The following is a 24,618-nucleotide window of genomic DNA, read 5'->3' as shown; positions in this document are numbered from 1 at the left end:
TAATTAGTGCTTGTAAGATTCAGGCACTTCAGCAATGTAAATCGCTGGTACACCTTCAAAGTCACTAGTAAACAACACACCGTCATCATTTGGTGTAAATGACGGATGCGGGTGAGTGATCTGACGGTCGCCGTCAAGAACATCCCAGGAAGTGCTGTGCTTACAAAGCTTCTGAGCTGTCTTAGCTTTGGTGTTCAGCACGTACAAGAACGGGTCGTTCTCAATGTCGTAGCTTTCTGCGTCTGCAACATCCACAGGCGCATCACAACCATCACCAACCATCAAAGAACCATCGAAGTTACTCATCAGGTGTGAACAAGGTGGCATTACCATCACTTCTTCATTTTCCAGCGTTTCTGGATTCGCTTTGTAGATCACGCGATCCGTCTGGCCTTTAAAGTAAGAAACGTAAGCCATTGCGCTACCGTCTGGGATCCAGAATTCGTGCGTGCAGGATTCACCTTCTGCGTGCTCTTTGATCTTACGAACGTTACTACCGTCTTCATTAACCAGCCACATACGAGCATCAACCAAATCATGCGGACCTTCATGACAGAAGCCAACAGTAGAATCGTCAAATGGACGGTAAATCGGGTGGCCTAGCCATGCAGTGTCTTGGTGAACCACTTCCAGGTCGCCAGTTTCAATATCAACTTTGATTAAGCGGCAAGTCGGATTGGTATGGTAGAACTCTGCAAATTTCTCCCAAGACGTCAGCGGTTGCCAGTCACGTTTCAGGATTTCTATACCCACTAACTTAGTGCAGTCTGAGTTTGCAACCCAAGTGCCGTAGCCTTTCCACTCTTCATCAACGGTGTAGATGGCCGTTTCTTCCAACGTTTCTAAATCAACTTTCATCAGGTTCAGTTCATTTTTCACGTAGAAGAACGAGCGCTCATCAGTTGAAATGAAACCACCAAAGGTATTGTCACCTTTACCTTCTGTCAGTTGGACCGCTTGTTGCGTTTCGAGGTTTAGCAGGTAGTAGTTTCGGTTTCCGTCAAAATCACCTGCGAATAACAGCTTTGTTCCATCCTGAGTAAAGCACTTCTGGTAGAAGTAGTTACGGTGACAAATCACGTCAGTCGGCGTTAAACGCGTCACTTTTACGTTCGTATCGCTATCAGTGAAAGTTTCAAAAGATAGTTGGATGATATCGCCTTTGGCCATATTTCAATTCTCCGCAATGACACTGCCAACGTAAACCGTTGGCAGTGGATAGTATTATATTTCTTGCTTATCGAGTCGCAGTTAATGCTTCGTTAGACTCTAGACCTGAGCTCTTCTTCAGAGCGAAACCAACCGTGAAGATGACAGCCGCACAACCCAGGAACAATGCACGCCCCCATAGTGGGTTTGGAATCAGTACCATCAGTGTCAGACCACCAGCCATTAGCATTACTAGTGAACCTAGTTTGTTGCGTTGCATACGGTCAACGATGTCTTGACCTTCTTCAGCAACACACTCAGTGTCCACATCGTTGAAGAACTCTTTAGTACCTTCGATGTACGGATCTTTTTCTTCTTTGTAGAACAGAGTCGTCAAGCAGAAGAAACCAGCTGTGAAGAATAGGTGCGCTGCGATGGTGATCATCGTTTTCATCTCACCCATTTCACGACCTGTCAGGTTTTCCATACCGAACCACTCGCCAACGCGCGCTGGAGTGAAGTAGTTAACTACAGACCAAGATACGAACATACCAACTACAACTGTTGCCCACGGAGCCCATTTCGGCGTACGACGAATCAGGATACCCAGGAACAATGGAACTAGGATTGGAGATTGTAGTAGCGTCGCTACTTGCATCATTAGGTCGAACAAGCTTAGGTGCTTCAGTGAGTTGAAGAACTGAGCCATCAAGATAACTAGGATACCGTTAACCACACAAGCGATTTGACCTGCGCGTAGCTGCTCTTTATCTGTCGCTTCACCTTTACGCATGATAGGTGCGTAGAAGCTACGTACAAAGATACCAGAGTTACGGTTAAGCGCTGAGTCCATTGAAGACATGGTTGCTGCGAACAGACCAGCCATTAGTAGACCGATAGTACCAACAGGCATGAACTCACGAGCGAACACTAGGTACACCGCGTCACGAGCTTTAGCACCAAGTGCTGGGTAAGCTTCTGCTGCATCTGGAACTAGAACGTTAGTTGCCCATGGTGGGATGAACCAAATGATTGCACCAACCATCATCATACCAAGTGCAAGTAGCGCTGCTTTGCTTGCGTTGTTTGAATCTTTCGCGTTAAGGAAACGGTAAGACTCTTGCATGTTGTTGATAGACTGAAGCTGCTTAACGATGAAGAAGAAGAACGAACCAACAATAAGTAGTGGGTAGTTCATATCCGGACCAACGAAGAAGCCATTACCATGGTCAAACTTACTGATGATCTCACCAGGACCGCCAACATAAACCAATGCAACGATTGCACACGCGATAGAGATAACCGCAACAATCAGAGTCTGGATAAAGTCAGACGCAACCACACCCCATGCACCAGATAGTAGTGAGATAAGCAGTACCGCCGCACCCGTTACATAAATAGTGGTTATGATGTCAGCATTAAATACAGCTGAAGCGAACACGCCCAGACCGTTTAGCCATACACCAGCGTTAATAACGCTTAGCGGAATGATTACCCAAGTGAAGAACTGCTCGTTAGTCGAACCAAAACGACGACGTACACCTTCTGTAGGCGTATCGACACGCATCTGGCGGAAGCGACGAGCGAAGTAGAAGTAAGCGAACACGTAAGCAACCATGTTACCTACGAATACCGCCAGAACGGCAAAACCGTCATTAAATGCTTTACCGGCTGCACCTGTAAAGGTCCATGCAGAGAACTGTGTCATGAAGGCTGTAGCACCAACCATCCACCACAGCATCTTACCGCCCCCGCGGAAGTAATCACTGGTACTGTTACTTGCCATCTTTTTGAACAGCAGGCTGATTGCCACCATCAGGGCAAAGTAGCCTGCTATTACTAAGTAATCGTATTCCATAATAGAATCCTCGAAACGCTGTTTTAATTTAGATAAATTATATTTTCAAAAAACAAAACGAACTGAGACAAAAATCAAAACAACGGTTCAATTTTCAACTTTTGCGCCCAAACATGACTGAGATCAACAATGGGTAGCTTGTAAATAACCAACCCCTATTAACCACAATATTTGAAAGGACATAGTTTGAGACTAATCACAAAGTGGTATGTCACATACAAGTCCGGAAGTATGAAAGCGTGATCGTTGTCGAGTAATTTTTAGCCAATAAAAAGGGCTCCCACGAGCCCTTCGTTTAGTGTTATTAGATGAGTTCTATAAGCTGACTCGCTTGGTCATTAACCGTTATCTGGTTAATAAATATCAGGTTAATGGAGCCAAAGTACATACCGGTCGCGTTTATCTCTGGCGCTCAAATGGCGTACAAAGACAGAGCTAAAATGTGGTTCTCAGACTCTGGTTCCTGATCAGAAGTTGTATTTCACACCAACGCGGAAACGAGGGATGTACTCATCTTTGTAATCTGAACCGTCACCTTTGTTTGTAATCGCCGCGACAGCAAAGAACGGGATGAAGCCACTTTCCAGCTTGTTGTACTCACCTTTGAAGTCGATTAACTGATCGTGACCTTTGTTTTCCCAGCCGCCGTCACCGCCGTGCAGATCTTTGTATTCCATATCCAGGCCAAGTTTGCCCCAGTCGAACTTACGGTTTACGTACAGGTTTAGCTGGTTGTAACGAGAATCGTCTGAGTTTTTGTAACCGTGGCGAACACGAGCACCAACGTTCCACTCATCCGTCAGGTTGTAAGAACCACTCAGGTTGTATTTGAAGGTTGAGCTAGATGAGCCGGCATCAACTGACATACTCGGAGTCAATGAGAACGCGTCGTTTACTTTGTAACGGTAACTTAAACCCGTTTCGTGACCGGCGTCAGCCATGCCACTGTTTTTGTAGTTCCATTTCGCTTCCACGCTGAAACCAATCTGGTTCGCAAAACGGTGAGAAACGTAAATACGGTCGCGATGCTCATCGCCATCACGGTCTGGCACAAATTCATGTCGAACGTCAATAGTAGCAGCGCCGGCTAAACCAGAGGCCATAGCTAATAGGAGTGCAGAGGTAAGGTATTTAATTTTCATTTTTTGAAACGCCATTTTATTTTATACTGAATGTTGTTTTAATATACCTTTAAACACATACCAATAAAGTGGTTATGGATTTTTTTGTGATCTTTGAAACGGTGTTTTAATTTTTTCGTGAGCTGTGCCACATGACTTTATTAGATTCGATGATCGTAATGATCTATCTGCTCTTCATTGCGATCGCTGCATGGGTGTTTCGCCGGTTTTCTAACTCGTCAAATGACTTCCTTCAGGGCGGAGGAACCATGATGTGGTGGATGGCTGGAGCGACCGCTTTTATGACTCAGTTTTCCGCATGGACCTTTACTGGTGCTGCGGCCAAAGCCTATGAAGACGGCATCAGTGTGATGTTTATTTTTTGGGGTAATCCCCTGGGCTTTTTCCTAGCGGCCGCCTTTTTTGCGCGCAGATACCGAAGATTACGGGTTGAAACCGCAATGGAAGTGATTCGGGTGCGCTTTGGTCATGCATCAGAACAACTGTTCACGCTATTAAACTTTCCCTTGACCCTGATTGCCTGCGCAATCTGGATGAACGGACTGGCCTCATTTTTTTCTGCCGTCTTTGCTATTGACGTCTCGACCACGATTATCGCTATGGGTGTGATCGTCACCTTGATTGCTGTAAGCGGTGGTGCGTGGACAGTTTCGGTGACCAATGTCATTCAGTTGGTGTTGCTGATAGCCATCACCTTAGTCATCGGTTATACAGCTTTACAACGTTTTGAAACGCCTGCGGCCATATTTGATCACGTAAACCCTGTTTATGGCCAGAACATGAATATTCCGTTTCTTTTTGTCATGTGGGCAATCGCAATGTTGCTGCAGCAAACAATGAACAACAATCACACGCTTAGCTGTTATCGCTTTCTTACTACCGCAAATGACAAAGACGCCACCAAAGCGGCATTCGTCGCTGGTGCACTGTTTATTGTTGCTCCGGTACTCTGGTTCATGCCGGCCTGGTTCGTAGCTGCGCAGCAAATCGATCTGTTCGCCGTTTATCCTGCTCTAGGAGAAAGTGCCAATACCGCTGCCTACCTTTATTACATTCAGAACTACATGCCGCAGGGAATTCTGGGACTGGTGATGGTTGCCTTGGTTGCAGCAACAATAGCGCCGCTTTCATCTGCTCATAACCGCAACGCCGGGATCGTGGTGAAAAGCCTCTACCAGGTCTGGATTAACCCGCATGCAGACAGCCGTCAGCAGTTGATTGTAGGCAAAGTCGCGACTTTATTATCGGGATTATTAGCCACCGTAACCGCTTTGTTGCTCGCCTCGGTCAAATCTTACAGTCTGTTTGAAATGATGATTTTCTTCGCGGCATTTATACAAATGCCGATAAACATCCCTTCCCTGCTGGCGCTTGTCACAATAAAAACGCCGAACTGGTCTGGATGGGCAACCGTGATTGTAGGATGTTTGGTATCACTGTTTATGATGTTTGTGTTCGATGTCAACTGGCTGTTTTCCGAGCCGCTGACATCACGGGAAACCAAAGATCTGACGATTGTGCTGACGCTTGCACTCCACATTATCGTCACGGGCGGTTTCTTCTTACTTACCGGACTCTTTTATTCCAAAGAACCAGAGACAGTCTTAGAAAGCCGAAACACACTCCGACAAAAGTTAGCAACCCCTATCAGTGAAGAAGAGCAAGCGCCGATCAATCACAAACAAGGCCTGTATGTGGGCTCAATTACTGCAGCGGCCGGAACACTGTTGATACTAGCGGGATTCATACTGGCCGAATCATCACAAACGATTTTTGTCGCGATAGGCTGTATCGTTTTACTGTTCAGCTTGTTCTTGCTCAAGCCTGCCAAACAGTCCAGACGAGTCTGGCAGCGATAATAAATCAGACACTTATAGAGCGTGATATTATCGTCGCGCTCTGTAAATCACTGCGCTGTATTGCCCCGATAATGAACATTAAGCGGTAAGCATTAATCAATATCACGCAAGGCTTTTTGAGCTGTCAACGTGGAATAAGGGTTCAGAGTTATTGTATCTAAGGGATTAGATAGGAAAAGTGGGGATGGGTGCGGATGACTAAGAATAAAAAAACGCCTGCGTGGAGCGCAGGCGTTGGCAATTTGCCCAAAAGATCGTTCGACTATCAGAGATAGTTTTTCGGTGCTAACCGGGGTAGGAATTATTCAATAATTCCTGCAACTTCACGAACCAGCTTCGCCAGCTCTTCCCATTGCTCGTTGTCAATCAAATCGCCAGGAACCATCCAGGTACCACCACACGCTAAGACTGAAGGTATTGCCAAGTAATCTTTGACGTTACTCGGGCTCACGCCACCTGTAGGCATGAATTTAACCGGGTATACAGCAGTTAGTGCTTTAAGCATTGCCGTGCCTCCTGATGGCTCTGCAGGGAAAAACTTAAGAGTACGTAGACCCATTTCCATCGCTTGCTCAACTAAGCTAGGGTTATTTACCCCAGGAACAATCGCGATATTGCGCTGCTGACAGTACTTTACTGTTGTCGGGTTAAAACCAGGGCTAACGATAAAATCAACACCAGCATCAATCGCGTCATCAACTTGTGCACTTGTCAGTACTGTACCAGCACCGATCAGCATCTCAGGGTATGCCTGACGCATGTTTTTGATCGCTTGTACGGCATCTTCAGTACGGAATGTTACTTCAGCACATGGCAGGCCGTTTTCAATCAGTACCTGAGCCAGTTTTACTGCCTTGTTTGCATCTTTGATAGCAATAACAGGCACTACTTTAATTTCAGAAAGTTGTTGATTAAGGTCTTTCATTTCATCGTTCCTTAAATAGTAGGCATCACGTCGCTTGGAATGATTGCGCCGCGATGTTGAATAACGGTGCCAGCCACTTTGTGTCCGGCCAGCGCAGACTCTGACATGTCTCCGCCTAAAATACGTTTTGCAAGATAACCTGCACTGAAAGAGTCGCCTGCCGCTGTCGTATCGACTACAGAATCGACTTTTGTTGCTGCAACGGTATGCTGTTCGTCTTCAGTCACGACAAAACAATCGTCCGCGCCACGCTTAACAATGATCTCTTTAACACCAAAGTTTTTCGTGCGGCTAATTGCTTCGTCTTCGTGCTTGTCGCCCCATAGCATGACTTCGTCATCGTAAGTCAAAAATGCCATGTCTGTTACGCTCAGAATTTTAGAGTAGAATTCGCGGGCTTGTTCGATACTTGGCCACAATTTAGGGCGGAAGTTGTTATCAAATGCGATTTTCACGCCTTCTTTACGGCACAGCTTCAACAGTTCAATTAACATCTCACGTGTATCATCGGAGATGATCGCCAGGCTGATACCACTCAGATAAATCATTTGGTGCTGGCAAAGCTCTTTAACTAATGACAACAGCGCGCGATCACGCAGCCAGTATTTTGCTGCCGCATCGTTGCGCCAGTAGAAGAAACTACGCTCACCATCGTCTGCGGTTTCAATCGCATAAATACCAGGGACCTTGTCTTCTGAAAGGTAGACCATATCCGTATTGATACCTTCGTCCTGCCACGCCGCCAGCATTTCACGGCTAAACGGGTCCTGACCTAAGCCCGTAACGTAAGAGGTTTCTACCCCGTGTTGTTTCGTTAAACGTGACAGGTAAACAGCAGTGTTTAGTGTATCGCCACCAAAGCCTTGCTCTAGTGCGCCGTCATTTTTCTTCAGCTCCACCATGCATTCACCGATGATGGCAACACGACTGATTGGGTTCATGGAAGGTCTCCTCAGTATTTGATGTCGCTATTATCGCAATTACAAAACCACTAAACAATAAAAATAAAACAATGGTTCATTTATTTCGTGAGCTTGATCTATCTGACGTATTGCTGAGTAAGGTTCAGTAACCACGCCGAGAGAAGTTGTGGCCAAACCAAGACAGGTAATCCCTGTGCACCACGAATACCAAAACCATGCTGGCCTTTTTCAAATAAGTGCATTTCGGTAGCAATGCCATACTGGCGTAGGGCTTGCCAGAACACGACACTGTTTTCAACGCTCACAGCAGAATCGTCACTGGCATGGAGTAAAAAGCACGGGGGCATATCCAGCGTTACTTGCTTTTCCATCGAGAACCGGATGATGTCTGATTCGCATGGTGATTGACCAATCAGCTCGGTGCGCGAGCCCATATGAGCAATGCTTTTGTCCATACTGATCACCGGGTACATCAAGGCGCAAAAGTCAGGCCTTGCAGATAACCTGTCGGCTTCGTCCTGGTAAGGATAAATTACCTGTTGGTGTCCCGTCGCTAGGCTTGCGGCTGCGTGACCACCTGCCGAAAAGCCCAGTACTCCAACAGATGATAAATCGGGCGCTAGTTGACGGGCTAATCGCAACCCTCGCTGAGCATCTGCTAGCGTCGTCATCGAACCAAACTCATGCCCTTCGTCCGGCATGCGATAGGTCATCACAAACACCGTAAAACCGGCTTGATTGAGAACGCGCGCACTGTCTACTCCCTCTTTGTCAACAGAGACAAGTCGATAACCGCCTCCCGGCAGTAATAATATACCGATGCCATTTGGTTTTTCAGGCTCAAACACCACGATTTCCGGATTGGTTACCTGAAACACCGCGCGATCTGAAAGGCCGGCATTAACGCTCCTGTCTTGGTAGCATTGCTGTATATGAGAAGATAACTGGGAATTCGGCCACAAGGGCAAAACCTGCTTCCCTGGAAACCAGGTTTGTAATGAGGTGATCGGCGCTGTCTGCATGAACTATCTCCGTCTCTAAAACGAAAAAAGCCAGCACAACGGCTGGCTTTGACATATTTCCCGATAAATGAGTGATTAGTCTAGTAGAGACTTCACGTATTCTGCAATTTCTGGCACTTGGCAGTTAGAGAAGAAGCACTCTTGGAAGTGTGCGCTGCCTACCGCTGTTTTCACTAGCTCTTGGTCGATTGCACGCAGACCTTCTAGCACATCTTTAGAAACTGCTGCTTTCACGTCGTTAAGGATCGCTGCGTTAGCTTGCTGAGGAGCAGCACGCTCGATTGGGTAACCTTCGCCACGTGCGCCTGTGAATGCTTTTTCGAAGATGTAACGAACGTTCAGTTCGCCAGCCCAGCCAAAACCTTTAGCGAATGCAAGAGAGATAGCGTTGCCGTTGTTGATTTGGTTGAATAGGAATGCATCAGATGGCTCCAGGCAGTAACCACAAACTACACCAGGGTGCATGTTGCTTGACATTAGAGCGCCTTGACCAGTACCACAACCAGTCACTACGAAGTCTACTGCTTTAGAGTTAAGCAGGATGCTCGCCATAATACCCAGGTGGATGTAAGTTAGGTGATGATCGTTTTCGTCAGTCATACCTACGTTGAATACATCGTGACCAAGGCCACCAGCAACAGTGTTAAGTTCAGCTGCAACCATCGCATTTTTAGGTGCCTGGCTGTTTTCCATCATTAGTGCAATTTTCATGTATAACTCCAGCGGATAAACCGCATTCAAAAATCAATTCTTAAACAAAATCTTTACGCATTGGGGTGAATGTATCGATAAGAACACCCGCTTTCAGACATACACAGCCGTGCTCGATGTCTGGCTGTTTGTACATAGTGTCGCCAGCTTTGACGATTTTTTTTCTCATCACCGATGGTGAATTCAAATTCACCGGACAGCACGTATGTTAACTGCTCATGTGGGTGTGAGTGCATTGGGCCGATTGCGCCTTCTTCAAAGTGCACTTCGACTGACATCATGTTGTCGCTGTGTGCTAGTACTTTGCGTGAAATCCCTTCGCCGAGATCTTCCATGGGAATGTCTTGGTTAAATACGAACATGGTTCACCTAATAACTTGATTGATTAATCATTGACTCTGATTGCTGACGATATAAACGGTATATCGTCAGAGAATTCATTACGATCACGGTCATTTCCAGTAAAGTTCCACCAATAGAACCTACCAGAATATTGTTGGTTAACCAGCATGATGCGCCCAGTAAAAAGCCGATTCGCATCTGAATACCGGATAAACAGAACACGGAATAGGTACCTATGACTGTTCCAAGAATAGGCCATAGGTCACGCCATTGCTCTGCGACCCAAAAACCGCTGACTAAACTGATTGCAATAAAGACAGCAGCAACTCGTTTCGACGAGACAAATATCGCCGTGGTCGTTCTCAGTGCCGACAGCAATGCGCTGAGCGCAGAAACCATCGAACCGAGTAATAAAAAGTGAAGAAGGTGATTGAGGTTAAAAACCAGCATTAAGATTTTTAAGAGCCTGTCATTTTTCTGGTAGAAGACGGAGATCCCTAAACCAAAACTAATAAACCCTAATGCTTGCGCCAATAAAGTGGTATCCACAATCACCTTCTCACAAGTGGATTAGCGAGCTAACCAGCCACCGTCAACTGCAACAGTGTAGCCGTTGATGTAAGAAGCTGCATCAGAAGCTAGGAACACACATGGACCAGCAACGTCTTCTGGAGTACCCCAACGGTCAGCAGGGATACGCTCTAGGATAGCTTTGTTACGGTCAGCGTCAGCACGTAGTGCTTCAGTGTTGTTAGTAGCCATGTAACCCGGTGCGATTGCGTTCACGTTGATGTTGTGACGAGCCCATTCATTTGCCATTGCGCGAGTGATACCCATAACCGCACTCTTAGATGCAGTGTAAGAAGGTACACGGATACCGCCCTGGAAAGAAAGCATAGAAGCAATGTTGATGATCTTACCGCCAGTGCCTTGAGCAATGAACTGTTTCGCAACAGCCTGAGACATGAAGTAAACCGTTTTAGAGTTGATGTTCATTACGTCATCCCAGTTTTGCTCTGAGAATTCGATTGCATCTTCACGACGGATGATACCTGCGTTGTTTACCAGGATATCCACTTTACCGAACTCAGTCACAGTGCTATCGATGATGCTAGGAATATCGTCTTGTTTTAGTAGGTTAGCGCGAACGTCCAGGAACTTGTAACCTGCTGCATTCATTTTTTCGATCGTTTCTGCTGGTTCAACATAGTTAACGCCAACAACGCTACAGCCTGCTGCAGCTAGACCAAGTGCCATACCTTGACCAAGGCCAGTGTCACAACCAGTAACAATGGCTACTTTGCCTTCAAGGTTAAATGAATCAAGAATCATGTCGTTTTCCTCAGTAGTCGGTAATGTTGTGATTTGGCGACTTAGCCATGTCACTTTGTATGCATTCATACTGAACCAAAAAGAAACCATTGGCAAATATTTTTGAAAAAGCGTTTCAAAAATATTGATTGCGATCTTATTTTTTGGTGGTTCGCTATTGCGCGGTTTCAAATTTTTGAAAAGGCATTTTAAAAAAACTGGTTCTAAATATTTTAGACGATATAATGCAACAAACTAACGAACAAAGGGGTAACAATGGAAAAGTCGACACAACCTGAAGCAGTTTCATCAGTATTGAAAGTGTTTCACATTCTTCAGGCGCTGGGTGAACAAAAGTCCATCGGTGTTTCAGAGCTTTCACAACGACTGATGATGTCAAAAGCGACAACCTATCGTTTTCTGCAAACAATGAAATCTTTAGGCTATGTTTCTCAGGAAGGTGAAGACGACAAGTACTCCCTGACTCTTAAGCTATTTGAGCTAGGTGCAAAATCGTTAGAGTATGTTGATCTGATTGAACTGGCGGACAAAGAGATGCGCCACATCTCAGAGCTGACTAATGAAGCTCTGCACCTGGGAGCCTTGGATGAAAATGCGATCATTTACATCCACAAAATCGATTCTGGCTACAACCTTCGTATGCAGTCACGCATTGGCCGTCGCAACCCTCTTTATAGTACTGCTATTGGCAAAGTACTGCTTTCTGAACGCGACGAAAGCTTTGTCCGTGAAGTGTTAAGCGATGTTGAGTTTGTTAAACACACAGCGAAAACACTGGAAAACACCGATCAAGTGCTAGAAGAACTGGCTAAAGTTCGTGATTTCCACTATGCAGAAGATAATGAAGAGCAAGAACCCGGCCTTCGCTGTATCGCTGCGCCGATATATGATCGTTTCGGTCAAATCATTGCAGGACTTTCTATTTCATTCCCGATTATTCGTTTTGAAGAAGAGAGAATGGAAGAGTACGTTGGATTGCTGCATCAGGCAGGTAAAAACATCTCTGAGCAGTTGGGTTACAACAACTACCCGGCATAATCTGAAAAAGCAGCCAGCAGGCTGTTTTTTTTGACAATCATAACAAATGTGAAACACCGGTTCATTTTAGAGGTTAACCATGGGCACTTCCGTCACTCCGAACATCTTTGACTTTTTAATCAAAATTGACCCCTTTGATAAATTGCCAGACTCCGTGGTTAAAAGCATCTCTAACTCAGTCAAAGTGAAGTATCTGGTTAAAGGTGAAACCATCAGCTTTAGCGCGCTATGCGACCAGCGATACCTCTATATCATCCGAACCGGTGCCATTGAGCAACGAACCTCAGACGGCAAACTTCGCTCTCGTCTCGGTCACGACGACCAGTTTGGTTTTACATTTCTCGAACCACTGCAAAACGCGGAAGATGGCTATCAGGCCGAAGCGATTGAAGATTCCCTGCTCTACCTGATCCCGCACTCAGAGCTCAAACTCATCAGCGAAGAACATCCGGAGTTCGCTGACTATTTCGCCGCGCAAGCCAACCTGCGTTTAAGCTCGGCAGTGAAGTACGTCAGTAAAGAGGATAAAGGGCTTTTCTTCCGCCCTGTAGGTGAGATCGCCAGTGAAAATATCGCGATTGTTGATGTAAATGATTCAATCCGCAGTGTCGCGCAAAACATGTGTGGTAAGCAACGTAGCTCGTGCGCCGTTGTGATGCGAAACGGTGAAATAGCAGGGATGGTCACTGACCGCGATATGACCAAAAGTGTGGTGGCAAAAGAAATCGATACCAACAGGCCTATTTCTGAGGTGATGAATACTTCACCGGTACTGGTGCAAAGCGATGACAAAGTCATGCAGGCGATCTCGCTGATGCTGCAATATAACGTCCGCTGTCTGCCAGTGTTAAAAAATGGTCAAGTGACCGGACTTTTGACCACAACCCATTTGGTTCATAACCACAAAACGCAGTCGCTATTTTTGATCGAAAAAATCAAATATGCGCAGTCCATCAACGCGCTGGCTTCGCTACGGGAAGAAAAGCAAACGATATTCCAGGCCTTGGTCGAAAGCGGAGTCAGCGCAGAAATCCAGGGGCGTGTAATGTCAATGATCATGGACGCCTTTAACCGACGTATCATTCAGCTGAGCGAGGAGTTACTCGGTCCTCCACCGTGCGACTATGCGTGGATTGTTGCAGGCTCTCACGCGCGCAATGAAGTTCACATGCTGTCAGATCAGGACAGCGCGATTGTCCTTTCCGATGACGCAACAAAAGAAGATAAACTTTACTTCAAACATCTTGCGATGCGTGTTTGTAATGGTTTAGCCGCCTGTGGCTATCCACTGTGTGATGGTAAGTATATGGCCGCCTCGCCTCAGTGGTGTCAGCCTGTACGCGTGTGGAAAGAGTACTATCAGAAATGGGTAGCCAGCCCGGAATACAACAAACTGCTAAGCATCAGTGTGTTTTTAGAGGTACGCGCGATTCACGGTAACCGCGAATTTGTTGACCAGATCCAGCAACACCTGCATCAATGCATCCAGAAAAGTCCAAACTTTATCCCTGCTCTAGTACGCGATGCCATTGACACTCAACCGCCACTGGGCATTTTCAATCACTTAGTATTGGAAAAAGGCGGTGAAAACAGCAATACCTTAAACATCAAAAAATACGCATTAAATCTGATCATCGATTTGGCCCGCATCTTTAGTCTTTCTGCCGGCGGCTCTTTAACGGGGACTGAAGAGCGTTTTCGTTACTCGGCCGAGCACGGAACACTGTCGAAAGACAGCGTGGAAAACATCATCGGCGCATACCGGTTTATTACTCAGGTACGTTTTCGCCATCAGTTGAACGCCATTCTGAACGGCTCGACACCCGACAACCATATTGCACCTGATGATTTCAGCAGCTTTGAACGTAAACACCTCAAAGATGCGTTTAAGATCATCAGCGAACTGCAGGATGTAGCGAAACTGAAGTATCTCAAAGGATAAACCATGATTAAGCGCTTATTTAAACGGTTGGAAGCTCCGCAGTGTCCGGAACAAAAACGTCAGGCAATAGATATTATCGACACCTGGCCGAGCGCCTTGCAAAGTTACTTAAAGCACCCGTTGATTGACTGGGAAACCCCGATGAATGAGCTCAGCTTCGTCGCTCTGGACTTTGAGACAACAGGTGTTGACGCAAAAGGCGATAAGATATTATCCATTGGCGTGGTCGACCTCACGCTCGAAGGCATTGATATAGCCAGTGCAAAAGAATGGTTTATTTGTCACGGACAGTTCATCAAACCAGAAAGTGCAGAAATAAACGGCTTAACCCCAAAAGACTTAGCGCATGGCTTAGCGATTGATGAGGGTATGAGCCATCTTCTTGAGCGGATTAAAGGCAAAATTGTTCTTGCGCATGGCTGCTGTATTGAAGAGGCGTTTATTCAGCATTATTTTGCTACCCGCTATCAACTGGACGAACTGCCGACTTATTACATCGACACCTTGCAGATAGAAAAGCAGTTCAGCTACGCTGGTAAAACTGGCGCTCATACCAGCTATCAGCTCGATGATTTACGCAGCCATTATAATCTACCCGGTTACCACTCTCACTCTGCCGCCAGTGATGCATTAGCCTGTGCGGAGCTGTTTTTAGTACAGAGTAAAAAGCTCTCTGCGCTACCTTATGTTACGCTTCGCCAGTTAATGCGGTAATTCACCTCACCCCGAAATAGTCAAAACCAATCAGCGCAGTCGGATTCGCTAGTTCAGGTCAAGCTAACTCTTTCGCCAAAAAGTCGATGAGCAATCTCACTTTTGGCGAAAGATTGTGACTTGGCGGGTACAGTGCCCAAATACCCTCCCGATCATCACGGTAGTCAGCAAGTACTTCGACCAGTTCTCCACAGTCTAATGCTTCCTGAACGTAATAATCCGGTAGCTGTACCAGACCCAGTCCGCGTTTAGCCGCATCTACCAGGGCAAATCCGCTGTTGCATTTAATTCGCCCCGAAACCCGCAAGGACTTTTCCCTTTTCTGCTCTTTGAAATGCCAGTAATCGACGGACCCCACCAGACATTGATGACGTCCAAGCTCTGAGAGCGTATGAGGCTCGCCAAACCGCTCTAAATAACCGGGACTGGCGCAAACATGCATTTGACGGGAAGAGAGGCGTTTAGCAATCATACTAGAGTCTTGCAGGCGACCAAGACGAATAGCAACATCCACCCCCTGCTCAATCAGATCAAGCCTCTGATTAGTCAGAACCAAGTCCAGATTCACCTGTGGGTGCTTTTCCAGAAACTGGTGCAGTAACGGTGCAAGATTCATTTCGCCATAAGTAACCGGCGCAGTGACTTTCAGTACACCTTTAGGCTCCGCCTGCATTTGAGTCACCGCCAGCTCGGCCAGTTCTAACCCTTCCAGCAGGTTTTTGCATTGCTGATAGTAAAGCTGCCCAGCCTCGGAAAGAGAAACTTTTCGCGTTGTACGATGTAACAGCTTTACTGCTAAGCGCTGTTCAAGTGCAGAAACCCGGCGACTGATCTGCGCAACCGATGTTTTCAGTTTACTGGCAGCACCTGTGAAACTGTTTGTTTCTGCCACTGCGACAAACTCAGTAACCCCTTCCCAATTCGCCATTACTCTATTTCCGTAAGTCTATGTATTGACAACATTGTCACACAAACCCAGTTTGGGAGAAACTTCTCTGTAGACCATGGCAAATCAAAACTTATCGAACGAAGAATAAATTAAAAAGGCCATCTTTCTCATAAAGATGGCCACTTAAGTTTTAGAGTACGCTAACTAAGATTTGGTATTTTCAGCTAAAAAGTTCGAGAACGCCTGCCAGGACTTCTCATCGGCATCTTTACGGTAGCGGTCAGAACCCCAAACCGTGAACGCATGCGGCGCGCCGCCGTAAGTAATCATTTCATGCGGGATCTTTTGTGATTCCAGTTCACTGGCCAGTTGCGCAAAATCTTGCATCGTCACGGCGTCATCGGCTGTGCCGTGCAGAATTAACAACGGCGACTTACTCATACCGTAACTTTGCCCTTCAGGGGTCTGTAACCCGCCATGGAAAGTAACAAATCCCTTGGCTTTCATGCCCGCACGCACTGATTCCAACACCGCAGCGCCGCCAAAACAGTAGCCCATAACTACCGTGTTATCTAAGTTACCACCGAGTTTTCCGGCGACATCCATCCCGCCAACCATGAGTCGTCTTAATTTGGTCCGGTCTTGATAAAGTGCGCCGGTGTGCTGACGTTTGTCTTCCATCTTGGTAGGTCTGACACCCTCACCAAACAGATCAACAGCGAATACGTTGTAGCCCATTTTGTTTAGCATATCCGCGCGTTGTTCTTCATAATCGGTCAAACCATCCCAGTCATGAACCAGAAGGACTAACGGGGCGCTGTCATCCACTTTCGCCCAATAACCTTCATAGGAGTTACCGTCTACCTGATAAAGAATATTTTCACCGGCAAGAGCAGATGAACAGCCAATAGCTGATAAAAGTGCCAGTCCAATGAGCTTGATTTTCATAGTAATTCCTTTTTGTATTTTTTGAAGGGGTACGCAGGAAGCTTAGTACATAGGCCAAAAGGAGCAGAAAAATTCACTGTGAAAAATGTTCGATTATGTTAACCGACAGAAGAGTCTCGCGGCAGGTCGCTGCCGCGATTAGTAGAGATAAAGCGGGAACCGGTCAGGTAAGGCAGTTATTCAAACATACTGAGATACTTAGCAACGTAAGAAAGCTCTTGCCTGGTCTGCTCAATATCTTCAATGTGATGATGCACAGTTCGGGAATTTAATGTCATGTACGGCACCGTCATGATTGCCATCAGTTCACCCAGCGCGCCAAAGATCGGAAAGCTGATATTGGTAACCCCAGAAATCTGCGGACTCGCTCCCAGGTAATAACCATCACTCTGAGTTTTAGCAATGTTGGTAAGCGCATGCTGAATTTCAACATCTGTGGCACCGGACTGTTTGAGGATTTTCTCGCGCTGTTCATCACTGGAGAACGCCAGCAGGACGATACCAGAACCTGAAGAGCAGACATCCAAAGTTGCACCTAAGCGCAAGCCAAATCCCATCTTGTACGGGCTTTCCTGCACACTGATTACCACCAGTTCCCCATGCTTGTACTGGCTGAGATGACAGGACTGATTCACCTTTAAGCACAGATCTTCCATCATAGGCGTTGCGCGTTTAAGCATTTGAGCGACAGGTGGGTGCTGGTTCGACAGTACAAACATTCTCAGGCTCAGAGCGTAAGTCGACTGGTCTGAATCAAACTCGATATACTGCCTTTCAACAAGCACCGACAGCATACGAAAAATCTCGCTGATACTGCGATCGAGTTTTTCAGCAATCTGTTTTTTCGTTAAGGGAACGGTTGAAGCTGCGAGGAGTTCTAAAATATCGAGGCCTTTCTCTAATGCGGGTGCCCGATACTCATTTTTTTTAGTCGTAGTCATGGTTGAATGATGCTGTCATACACGCGTAACAGTATGACAGCATGTGATTTTCCTTTAAAGTGCTACTTAGCGAATCAAGCCCATCCATTGCGGAATAGTCAGTGAAATAGCAGGTACGTAAGTGACCAGCATCAGTACACCAAACACCATCACGAAGAACGGTAACAAGGTGCGGATAACGCTGTCGATGCTGATCCCGCTCACTTTACATCCGGTAAACAGAATCGGGCCAACCGGCGGCGTGATAGTACCGAGCGACAGGTTGAACACTAGCAAGATACCGAACTGCACCGGATCCATACCAAGAGACGTACAGATTGGCAGGAAAATAGGAGTAAAGATCAATACTGCCGGAGTCGGGTCCATAAAGGTACCAACAAACAGCAATACTAAGTTAATGATAAGCAGGATCAAAAACGGATTGTCTGTCAGCGACAGTAAAGAGTCCGCGATCATTCCCGGTATCTGCGTAAACGCCATTACCCATGACATGATTGACGATGTTGCCAGCATAAAGATAACAATCGCTGACATTTTCGCTGTGTTCAGGAAAATCTGTGGCAGAGCACTGATCTTCAGGGATCGATAACACGAGGTCAGAAACAGCGAGTAAACCACCGCAATTGCTGAAGCCTCTGTCGCAGTAAATACACCGCCAAGAATACCACCAATTACAACGACAATCAGAGACAAGCTCGGAACGGCCTGCAAGGTCACATTCGCGCAGTCTTTAAGCGTCATTGAGTGCTTAGCAATATAGCCACGACGCTTAGCCATGAAGCCCGCAATCACCATCACGCTCAATCCCCATAAAATACCAGGGATATAACCACCAACAAACAGAGCCGAAACAGACACACTGCCCGCTACAGTCGCGTAAACAATAAGCGTGTTGCTTGGCGGGATCAGCATTCCTGTCGGTGCAGATGCGATATTAACCGCCGTACTGAACGCCGGATCGTAGCCTTCTTTCTTTTGGATCGGTGACATAATGCCACCAACAGCAGCGGCTGAAGCAACGCCAGATCCGCTGATCGATCCGAAAAGCATGTTAGACACAACGTTGGTCTGAGCTAACGAACCAGGAAAAAAGCCACTGATGATCTTGGAGAAGTTGATCAATCGAATCGCTATTCCGCCGTTATTCATAATGTTACCGGCCAGAATGAAAAATGGGATAGCGAGAAGTGCAAACGAGTCGAGACCAACAAACATACGCTGAGCGGATGTGGTCATCGCACCCTGAAATGGCAGAATCACCGTCATTGCAGCAAACGAAGCTGCACCGACGCTGATAGCAATCGGCGCACCAATCACCAGTAAGAATATCGCCCCAGCAAACATAACGAGTGAGGCTGTAAGTGCCATATCCATATTAAACCTCTCCTGCTGTTGAGCTGTGTTTAAGTGACTTGAACTGATTAACCAGATTTAATTCGTTGTAGATGAAATAAAACAGGATCAGCGCACCAGAAATAGGAATTGCGGAGTAGATGACACCCATCGGAATTTGCAGCGCTGAGTCAAGCTGCCACATCTGGCGCAGTGCACTGTTGTAACCACCGGTAATCATGATGGCATAAGCGAAGCTTGCAGTGACGAGTTCAATGAACATCTCTGCACATAAGCGATATTTAGCTTTGAATTTATCTTTGATAAAGCTAATTGCCATATGTTCACGTAAACCAAATACGTAAGCACTACCAAATAGAATTAACCAAATAAACAAGTAACGGGAAAGCACTTCACTGACGGCACTCGGACTGTTGAATAAATAACGTGACGCTACCTGATAAGTCACTAAAGCGGTCATGGTGCCCACAATAACGATCAAAATCAGTGAGAGAAGCTTATCCACCCACTGTTTAACCACTGTCATTCCAGACAATAACGTTTGGAGTTTTGTTTTTTGCATAACGACGATCCAAAAAGGAGCCAGCACGCTGGCTCCCTAAAACATTGACTCTTATCTCAGAGCAGAGATTTTTTCGAATAGCTTTTTCTGAGCAGGAGATTCAGTCAGAACTTTTTGTAGTGGCTGACAGCTGTCCTGGAAAGGTTTGATGTCAACTTCATTGAAAGTAGCACCGTGTGACTTCGCTGTTTCCATTGCTGTACTTACGCGCTCATTCCACATCTTGAACTGCTCAGGCGTGCTTTCTTTCGCTAAGCGACGGAAAGTAGCCTGGTCTTCTTTCGACATTGAGTTGATGAAGTAGCTGCTGGCAACCACTAAATCCGGAACCATCAGGTGGCGGGTAGATGAGAAATAAGGCGCTACTTCATACTGCTTAAGGTCAGCATAAGTAATTTCGTTGTTCTCAGCACCGTCCAGCACGCCCTGTTGAATCGCGGTATAAACCTCACCCTGACTCATAGGAACGCCCGTACCACCCATACAGGAAAGCATCTTAATCATAGTTTCTGACTGCATTACACGAATCTTGTTGCCTTTCATGTCTGCAACTTTTTCTACCGGCCCGCTCTTGGTGTACATGCTACGTGCGCCAGCTGTGTAAGCCGTTAGAACCTCAAAGCCGAAACGTTGAGTTGAAGCAAACAGATCGTCTAGTTCACCCGAAGTAAATACCGCTTCCTGGTGCTTAGGACCTGTGTAAACGTAAGGCATACCGATCACACGGAAAGTAGCGTCGTAGTTTTCAATCAGAGGGTTTGCTACCACTGCCATTTGAATCGCACCGTTCTGCACAAGTTCAAGTGCAGCACGCTGGTCACCAAGCAGTTCGTTAGCATAGATAGACAGTTTGTAACGACCGTCTGTTTGCTCGTTCAGCTTTTTGCCGAACTCCTGAAGCGCATGATACTGAGGGTGGTTATCAGACTGGTTAAACGCCGCTTTAATTTCAGTTGCTGCTTGCGCCATTGAAGTTGCGCCCAGACCAACACTTACCAAAGCAGACAGCGTTGCTAATTTCAGTACTTTTTTCATATCTAAAATCCTTGTGAAAATTTTTGTAGGGTACAGGGTCTGTTTATCTTTCGTGGTTAATTTTTGTTCGAGATAAAAGCGTTTTAATCGCGACGAGAGGTTTGTAGCCTAGTCACTCTAAGCAAACACCTCTCAACAAAGAGTAAAACGCTTTTAGCCGAACCCTTCGGGCTGCGTTTGTGGCTCCTTTCTACTGCGTTATCGGCTTATCAGGTAGGCCAACTACATTTCAAAGCCTCTGCCTTGTATCAAGAACCCACAAACTGCAGCAAAAATCAGCTCGAAAGGTCAACAGACCCTCTTTATTTGGATTGTTCTGTTTTTATCGGATCGCGTTCATATCGACGAAATCCATGTCATCAAAGGTCTGGTTTTCGCCAAGCATGCCCCAGACAAAGCTGTAATTGCTCGTTCCGCAGCCAGAGTGAATAGACCAGCTAGGCGACAAAACTAACTGCTTGTCACGCACCACAATATGTCTTGTCTCTGTCGGCTCTCCCATGAAATGGAAAACCACCTGATCCGCTTTAACATTGAAATAGAGGTAAGCCTCCATACGACGCTCGTGAGTATGAGCCGGCATGGTATTCCACACGCTGCCCGTCGCGAGATGCGTCACGCCCATGCACAGCTGGCATGTTGGCAGAACATCAGGATGTAGATATTGGTTAATCACGCGCTGGTTCGCGGTTTCGATCGAGCCAAGCTCAACCACTTTTGCGTCTTGGCGTGTGATCAGGCGAGACGGATAAACATGATGTGCAGGCGCACTCAGACAGTACATCACCGCTTCTTGCTCAGAATTCAATGACGTAAAAGTAACGTTCTGCTCATCTTTGCCCAAATACAGCGCATCAAGATGTTCAAGCTTATAGGTGTTGTTTGCTGTGCTTACTTCGATTGGAGCCTGACCAAGGTTCACCATACCCAGCTCACGGCGCTGCAAAAAATAGTCAGTACCAAACACATCATTATCAATGTATTCGTCCAGACTCAGGGGCTTCGAGCTCGGGCAGACACCCAGAGCAACCACGCGATCGATGTGGCTGTAAAGCAGGGTTATTTTGTCTTCAACAAATAAATTTTCATTGAGAAATTCGTCGCGCAAACGCTGCGTATCGTACTGCTTCGCGTCCAGCGGATTGCTGTTGTAATTGGTATACATCTATCTCTCCTTTGTTTGAGATAAGTGTATCGATTGTTCATATATGATCAATATCGTTCAAATTTGATTTAAATTGAATTGAGATCTCCGGCAATGAGCATCTGGTCAAAACCGAATTAAATGTGACATCAGGCGTTTTTTAAGGCTGAAATAGGCTCAAAAGTTAGATCTTGAAACGACGTTTCATTTATTTGGCATGTTTAATTTAAAAATATGAACAATGCGATAAATTGCCCCTCCTACTCTGAAGACAACCAATTATTACGCATATGTAAAAATGATTTTCAAAATGGACGGATTATCAATCTTACTGAAATAGATAGAATGAAACATAAGAAAACAACAGGCGAAAAATCCAAGCTCAGCTAGGCTTAATAACTAATCCTACCTATTGAATTACTCAGCCTACCTATTGATTAGATAAGGAAAGTCCAATGGCACTTGAAATCAAACCAGGTCAAACATCAATTAAATCTAAAGCGGCAGTCGCGTGGGCGGCAGGCGAGCCATTAAAAATGGAAGAAGTCGACGTACAACTGCCTAAAAAAGGCGAAGTTTTAGTACGTATCGTGGCAACTGGCGTTTGTCACACTGACGCATTCACCCTGTCTGGTGACGATCCGGAAGGCATCTTCCCTGCAATTTTAGGTCACGAAGGTGGCGGTATCGTTGAGATGGTCGGCGAAGGTGTAACCAGCGTCGAAGTAGGCGATCACGTTATTCCTCTTTACACCGCAGAATGTGGTGAGTGTAAATTCTGTACATCAGGCAAAACGAACCTGTGCCAAGCTGTGCGTGAGACTCAGGGCAAAGGCTTAATGCCTGACGGTACCAGCCGCTTCTCTATCAACGGCGAAACCATTTTCCACTACATGGGTTGTTCTACTTTCTCTGAATACACAGTACTTCCGGAAATTTCACTGGCAAAAGTAAACAAAGAAGCACCGCTTGAAGAAGTGTGCCTGCTTGGTTGTGGTGTAACAACGGGTATGGGTGCGGTACTGAACACAGCGAAAGTTCAGAAAGGCGATACCGTCGCTATCTTCGGTCTGGGTGGTATCGGTCTGTCTGCGATCATCGGCGCACGTATGGCGGGTGCAAGCCGCATCATTGGTATCGATATCAATGAGAGCAAATTTGATCTTGCGAAACAGCTTGGTGCGACTGATGTGATTAACCCACAGAAATTCGACAAGCCAATTCAGGAAGTCATTGTAGAAATGACAGATGGCGGCGTTGACTTCTCATTCGAATGTATCGGCAACGTTAACGTGATGCGTCAGGCACTTGAATGTTGCCATAAAGGCTGGGGCGAATCGGTAATCATTGGTGTAGCAGGCGCTGGCCAGGAGATCTCTACTCGTCCGTTCCAATTGGTTACAGGTCGTGTATGGCGTGGTAGCGCATTTGGTGGCGTAAAAGGCCGCTCTGAGCTTCCTGAGATTGTAGAAAAATACATGGCAGGTGAGTTCGGTCTGCAAGAGTTCATTACTCACACAATGGGACTTGAAGACGTGAATAAAGCATTTGATCTTATGCACGAAGGTAAGAGCATCCGTAGCGTTATTCACATGGACAAATAATTGTCAGTCACAGGCTCTCCTTTGGGGAGCCTGATTCATTTACGGCCCTTTGCCGTTTCTACTTTTTGAGAGTTTTTTCATGATGATTGAAAACGTGAGTCAGGCCAAAGTGTTTGGCGGCTGGCACAAACAATACACCCACGAATCCACATCGCTTAACTGCACGATGCGCTTCGCTATTTTCCTGCCACCAAACGCAACAAAATCAAACCCAGTGCCTGTGCTGTACTGGTTATCCGGTCTGACTTGCACTGACGAAAACTTTATGCAGAAGGCAGGCGCATTTCGCATGGCTGCCGAACTCGGCATAGCAATCATTGCCCCGGATACCAGCCCGCGCGGAGAAGGTGTTGCAGACGATGAAAATTACGATCTTGGTCAGGGTGCCGGCTTTTACCTCAATGCGACGCAAACGCCATGGTCACTGCATTACTCTATGTACGACTACATCACCCGGGAACTGCCGGCAATTATTGAGAGTAACTTCCCGGTCAGTGATGTGAAGTCTATTTCCGGTCACAGTATGGGTGGCCATGGAGCCTTAACCATAGGTTTGAAAAATGCTGATCAGTACCGCTCTATCTCTGCATTCAGCCCTATCAGTAATCCAATGCAATGTCCTTGGGGTCAGAAAGCATTTACTGCTTATCTGGGTACGGATATCGAAAACTGGAAGCAGTACGATGCGAGTGAATTGCTAAAGCAAAGCCGTTCACCGTTACCTATTTTGGTCGATCAAGGCGATGCAGACGGTTTTTTGAGCGAACAGCTTAAGCCTGATGCGTTAACCGCAGCCGCTAAAGTGCATGAATCAGAATTGAAACTGCGTATGCAACCGGGTTACGATCACAGCTATTACTTCATATCGAGTTTTATAGACGATCACCTGAACTTTCACGCCAAGTACTTATTCGAATAAATAGTTATACCCAAGTAACCTCAAGATGCCCGGTTCAGCGAGAATGACTTGGCTTACAGACGAGGCAACGATTTGATGATCTAGTGGTTCTAAATCAAAAATCGTTAACAAAGTATGTAAGCCAAGGCAACTCGCCCTTTGGGAGCATGCCACTGAAACAATTTCATCGTCAAACGACTTGGAAAGAGCTCGCTATTACACAGCATCGTTTTTCTTGAACTTGAATCAGTGGCATTGCTCTGAATTCTGCATCTTGAAGTCACTTG

22 protein-coding genes and 1 pseudogene are annotated in these 24,618 nt (G+C 46.2%); 6 read left to right on the top strand and 17 right to left on the bottom strand.

Features of this window, described 5'->3' with window-relative positions; all coding sequences use genetic code 11:
* Nucleotides 1-3 precede the first annotated feature (3 nt).
* The 3 genes from KHN79_RS14530 to KHN79_RS14520 form a co-directional block, all read right to left on the bottom strand.
* Nucleotides 4-1,170 (bottom strand): oligogalacturonate lyase family protein, encoded by a 1,167-nt coding sequence (locus KHN79_RS14530; protein ID WP_182010592.1) that lies wholly within the window; start codon nucleotides 1,168-1,170, stop codon nucleotides 4-6.
* 67 nt (nucleotides 1,171-1,237) lie between these two features.
* Complete coding sequence (locus tag KHN79_RS14525) at nucleotides 1,238-3,007, bottom strand: sodium:solute symporter family protein (protein WP_182010591.1); 1,770 nt, start codon at nucleotides 3,005-3,007, stop codon at nucleotides 1,238-1,240.
* 467 nt (nucleotides 3,008-3,474) lie between these two features.
* Complete coding sequence (locus tag KHN79_RS14520; protein WP_182010590.1) at nucleotides 3,475-4,149, bottom strand: oligogalacturonate-specific porin KdgM family protein; 675 nt, start codon at nucleotides 4,147-4,149, stop codon at nucleotides 3,475-3,477.
* A gap of 131 nt (nucleotides 4,150-4,280) precedes the next feature.
* Between KHN79_RS14520 and KHN79_RS14515 the strand changes: the two genes are divergently transcribed.
* Nucleotides 4,281-6,008, top strand: a complete 1,728-nt coding sequence (locus KHN79_RS14515) for a transporter (RefSeq protein WP_182010589.1) — start codon at nucleotides 4,281-4,283, stop codon at nucleotides 6,006-6,008.
* A 301-nt stretch (nucleotides 6,009-6,309) separates the two neighbouring features.
* Here KHN79_RS14515 and KHN79_RS14510 read toward each other — a convergent pair whose 3' ends face one another.
* The 7 genes and pseudogenes from KHN79_RS14510 to kduD all read right to left on the bottom strand — a co-directional run bounded on the left by KHN79_RS14510 (nucleotide 6,310) and on the right by kduD (nucleotide 11,263).
* Nucleotides 6,310-6,933 carry a bifunctional 4-hydroxy-2-oxoglutarate aldolase/2-dehydro-3-deoxy-phosphogluconate aldolase gene (locus KHN79_RS14510; protein ID WP_182010588.1) on the bottom strand — a complete coding sequence of 208 codons (624 nt, stop codon included), beginning with the start codon at nucleotides 6,931-6,933 and terminating at the stop codon, nucleotides 6,310-6,312.
* A gap of 11 nt (nucleotides 6,934-6,944) precedes the next feature.
* Entirely contained in the window at nucleotides 6,945-7,874 is a 930-nt protein-coding gene (locus tag KHN79_RS14505; RefSeq protein WP_182010587.1) for a sugar kinase, read from the bottom strand.
* A 98-nt stretch (nucleotides 7,875-7,972) separates the two neighbouring features.
* Nucleotides 7,973-8,878 (bottom strand): alpha/beta hydrolase, encoded by a 906-nt coding sequence (locus KHN79_RS14500; RefSeq protein ID WP_182010586.1) that lies wholly within the window; start codon nucleotides 8,876-8,878, stop codon nucleotides 7,973-7,975.
* Nucleotides 8,879-8,953: 75 nt separating this feature from the next.
* The gene (locus tag KHN79_RS14495) at nucleotides 8,954-9,589 is read right to left on the bottom strand and encodes an RpiB/LacA/LacB family sugar-phosphate isomerase (protein ID WP_182010585.1); all 636 of its coding nucleotides are present in this window, start codon (nucleotides 9,587-9,589) and stop codon (nucleotides 8,954-8,956) included.
* Between the two features lie 40 nt (nucleotides 9,590-9,629).
* Nucleotides 9,630-9,951, bottom strand: a pseudogene (locus KHN79_RS14490) (cupin domain-containing protein).
* Nucleotides 9,952-9,958: 7 nt separating this feature from the next.
* Nucleotides 9,959-10,486 carry a YgjV family protein gene (locus KHN79_RS14485; protein ID WP_182010583.1) on the bottom strand — a complete coding sequence of 176 codons (528 nt, stop codon included), beginning with the start codon at nucleotides 10,484-10,486 and terminating at the stop codon, nucleotides 9,959-9,961.
* 15 nt (nucleotides 10,487-10,501) lie between these two features.
* A complete protein-coding gene (kduD, locus tag KHN79_RS14480; protein WP_182010628.1) occupies nucleotides 10,502-11,263 on the bottom strand; it encodes a 2-dehydro-3-deoxy-D-gluconate 5-dehydrogenase KduD in 762 nt (253 codons plus the stop codon).
* Between the two features lie 255 nt (nucleotides 11,264-11,518).
* On the opposite strand from kduD, the gene kdgR reads away from it, so the two are divergent.
* The 3 genes from kdgR to KHN79_RS14465 all read left to right on the top strand — a co-directional run bounded on the left by kdgR (nucleotide 11,519) and on the right by KHN79_RS14465 (nucleotide 14,957).
* Nucleotides 11,519-12,301, top strand: coding sequence for a DNA-binding transcriptional regulator KdgR (kdgR, locus tag KHN79_RS14475; RefSeq protein WP_182010582.1), 783 nt, complete (start codon nucleotides 11,519-11,521; stop codon nucleotides 12,299-12,301).
* A 79-nt stretch (nucleotides 12,302-12,380) separates the two neighbouring features.
* A complete protein-coding gene (locus KHN79_RS14470) occupies nucleotides 12,381-14,243 on the top strand; it encodes a DUF294 nucleotidyltransferase-like domain-containing protein (protein ID WP_182010581.1) in 1,863 nt (620 codons plus the stop codon).
* Nucleotides 14,244-14,246: 3 nt separating this feature from the next.
* Nucleotides 14,247-14,957 carry an exonuclease domain-containing protein gene (locus KHN79_RS14465; RefSeq protein ID WP_182010580.1) on the top strand — a complete coding sequence of 237 codons (711 nt, stop codon included), beginning with the start codon at nucleotides 14,247-14,249 and terminating at the stop codon, nucleotides 14,955-14,957.
* 58 nt (nucleotides 14,958-15,015) lie between these two features.
* On the opposite strand, the gene KHN79_RS14460 is transcribed toward KHN79_RS14465, so the two are convergent.
* The 7 genes from KHN79_RS14460 to kduI form a co-directional block, all read right to left on the bottom strand.
* Complete coding sequence (locus tag KHN79_RS14460) at nucleotides 15,016-15,885, bottom strand: LysR family transcriptional regulator (protein WP_182010579.1); 870 nt, start codon at nucleotides 15,883-15,885, stop codon at nucleotides 15,016-15,018.
* 165 nt (nucleotides 15,886-16,050) lie between these two features.
* Nucleotides 16,051-16,794: a dienelactone hydrolase family protein gene (locus KHN79_RS14455; protein WP_182010578.1), complete on the bottom strand. Its 744-nt coding sequence runs from the start codon at nucleotides 16,792-16,794 to the stop codon at nucleotides 16,051-16,053.
* A gap of 176 nt (nucleotides 16,795-16,970) precedes the next feature.
* Entirely contained in the window at nucleotides 16,971-17,735 is a 765-nt protein-coding gene (locus KHN79_RS14450) for an IclR family transcriptional regulator (protein ID WP_182010577.1), read from the bottom strand.
* Nucleotides 17,736-17,801: 66 nt separating this feature from the next.
* The gene (locus KHN79_RS14445; RefSeq protein ID WP_182010576.1) at nucleotides 17,802-19,109 is read right to left on the bottom strand and encodes a TRAP transporter large permease; all 1,308 of its coding nucleotides are present in this window, start codon (nucleotides 19,107-19,109) and stop codon (nucleotides 17,802-17,804) included.
* Between the two features lies 1 nt (nucleotide 19,110).
* Nucleotides 19,111-19,650: a TRAP transporter small permease gene (locus tag KHN79_RS14440; protein ID WP_211907295.1), complete on the bottom strand. Its 540-nt coding sequence runs from the start codon at nucleotides 19,648-19,650 to the stop codon at nucleotides 19,111-19,113.
* Between the two features lie 51 nt (nucleotides 19,651-19,701).
* Nucleotides 19,702-20,685 carry a TRAP transporter substrate-binding protein gene (locus KHN79_RS14435; RefSeq protein ID WP_182010575.1) on the bottom strand — a complete coding sequence of 328 codons (984 nt, stop codon included), beginning with the start codon at nucleotides 20,683-20,685 and terminating at the stop codon, nucleotides 19,702-19,704.
* 322 nt (nucleotides 20,686-21,007) lie between these two features.
* Nucleotides 21,008-21,850 (bottom strand): 5-dehydro-4-deoxy-D-glucuronate isomerase, encoded by an 843-nt coding sequence (gene kduI / locus KHN79_RS14430; protein ID WP_182010574.1) that lies wholly within the window; start codon nucleotides 21,848-21,850, stop codon nucleotides 21,008-21,010.
* 434 nt (nucleotides 21,851-22,284) lie between these two features.
* On the opposite strand from kduI, the gene KHN79_RS14425 reads away from it, so the two are divergent.
* Both KHN79_RS14425 and fghA read left to right on the top strand, forming a co-directional pair.
* Nucleotides 22,285-23,433, top strand: coding sequence for an S-(hydroxymethyl)glutathione dehydrogenase/class III alcohol dehydrogenase (locus KHN79_RS14425; RefSeq protein ID WP_182010573.1), 1,149 nt, complete (start codon nucleotides 22,285-22,287; stop codon nucleotides 23,431-23,433).
* Between the two features lie 79 nt (nucleotides 23,434-23,512).
* Nucleotides 23,513-24,352 carry an S-formylglutathione hydrolase gene (gene fghA, locus KHN79_RS14420; RefSeq protein ID WP_182010572.1) on the top strand — a complete coding sequence of 280 codons (840 nt, stop codon included), beginning with the start codon at nucleotides 23,513-23,515 and terminating at the stop codon, nucleotides 24,350-24,352.
* Nucleotides 24,353-24,618: the final 266 nt, after the last annotated feature.

Origin of the sequence: Vibrio sp. B1FLJ16 (assembly GCF_905175385.1) — a bacterium.
Lineage (GTDB): Bacteria > Pseudomonadota > Gammaproteobacteria > Enterobacterales > Vibrionaceae > Vibrio.
Note: the sequence above shows the minus strand (reverse complement) of the source record. Positions and strands in the feature narration are given on the sequence as shown.

Excerpts from the sequence above, each read along its gene's own strand:
- KHN79_RS14440 (WP_211907295.1), bottom strand. The coding sequence starts at position 19,650 with ATGCAAAAAACAAAACTCCAAACGTTATTGTCTGGAATGACAGTGGTT.
- kduI (WP_182010574.1), bottom strand. The coding sequence starts at position 21,850 with ATGTATACCAATTACAACAGCAATCCGCTGGACGCGAAGCAGTACGAT.
- kduD (WP_182010628.1), bottom strand. The coding sequence starts at position 11,263 with ATGATTCTTGATTCATTTAACCTTGAAGGCAAAGTAGCCATTGTTACT.
- KHN79_RS14520 (WP_182010590.1), bottom strand. The coding sequence starts at position 4,149 with ATGAAAATTAAATACCTTACCTCTGCACTCCTATTAGCTATGGCCTCT.
- kdgR (WP_182010582.1), top strand. The coding sequence starts at position 11,519 with ATGGAAAAGTCGACACAACCTGAAGCAGTTTCATCAGTATTGAAAGTG.
- KHN79_RS14470 (WP_182010581.1), top strand. The coding sequence starts at position 12,381 with ATGGGCACTTCCGTCACTCCGAACATCTTTGACTTTTTAATCAAAATT.
- KHN79_RS14495 (WP_182010585.1), bottom strand. The coding sequence starts at position 9,589 with ATGAAAATTGCACTAATGATGGAAAACAGCCAGGCACCTAAAAATGCG.
- KHN79_RS14465 (WP_182010580.1), top strand. The coding sequence starts at position 14,247 with ATGATTAAGCGCTTATTTAAACGGTTGGAAGCTCCGCAGTGTCCGGAA.
- fghA (WP_182010572.1), top strand. The coding sequence starts at position 23,513 with ATGATGATTGAAAACGTGAGTCAGGCCAAAGTGTTTGGCGGCTGGCAC.
- KHN79_RS14505 (WP_182010587.1), bottom strand. The coding sequence starts at position 7,874 with ATGAACCCAATCAGTCGTGTTGCCATCATCGGTGAATGCATGGTGGAG.
- KHN79_RS14445 (WP_182010576.1), bottom strand. The coding sequence starts at position 19,109 with ATGGATATGGCACTTACAGCCTCACTCGTTATGTTTGCTGGGGCGATA.
- KHN79_RS14515 (WP_182010589.1), top strand. The coding sequence starts at position 4,281 with ATGACTTTATTAGATTCGATGATCGTAATGATCTATCTGCTCTTCATT.
- KHN79_RS14510 (WP_182010588.1), bottom strand. The coding sequence starts at position 6,933 with ATGAAAGACCTTAATCAACAACTTTCTGAAATTAAAGTAGTGCCTGTT.
- KHN79_RS14500 (WP_182010586.1), bottom strand. The coding sequence starts at position 8,878 with ATGCAGACAGCGCCGATCACCTCATTACAAACCTGGTTTCCAGGGAAG.
- KHN79_RS14525 (WP_182010591.1), bottom strand. The coding sequence starts at position 3,007 with ATGGAATACGATTACTTAGTAATAGCAGGCTACTTTGCCCTGATGGTG.
- KHN79_RS14530 (WP_182010592.1), bottom strand. The coding sequence starts at position 1,170 with ATGGCCAAAGGCGATATCATCCAACTATCTTTTGAAACTTTCACTGAT.
- KHN79_RS14455 (WP_182010578.1), bottom strand. The coding sequence starts at position 16,794 with ATGAAAATCAAGCTCATTGGACTGGCACTTTTATCAGCTATTGGCTGT.
- KHN79_RS14435 (WP_182010575.1), bottom strand. The coding sequence starts at position 20,685 with ATGAAAAAAGTACTGAAATTAGCAACGCTGTCTGCTTTGGTAAGTGTT.
- KHN79_RS14425 (WP_182010573.1), top strand. The coding sequence starts at position 22,285 with ATGGCACTTGAAATCAAACCAGGTCAAACATCAATTAAATCTAAAGCG.
- KHN79_RS14460 (WP_182010579.1), bottom strand. The coding sequence starts at position 15,885 with ATGGCGAATTGGGAAGGGGTTACTGAGTTTGTCGCAGTGGCAGAAACA.
- KHN79_RS14450 (WP_182010577.1), bottom strand. The coding sequence starts at position 17,735 with ATGACTACGACTAAAAAAAATGAGTATCGGGCACCCGCATTAGAGAAA.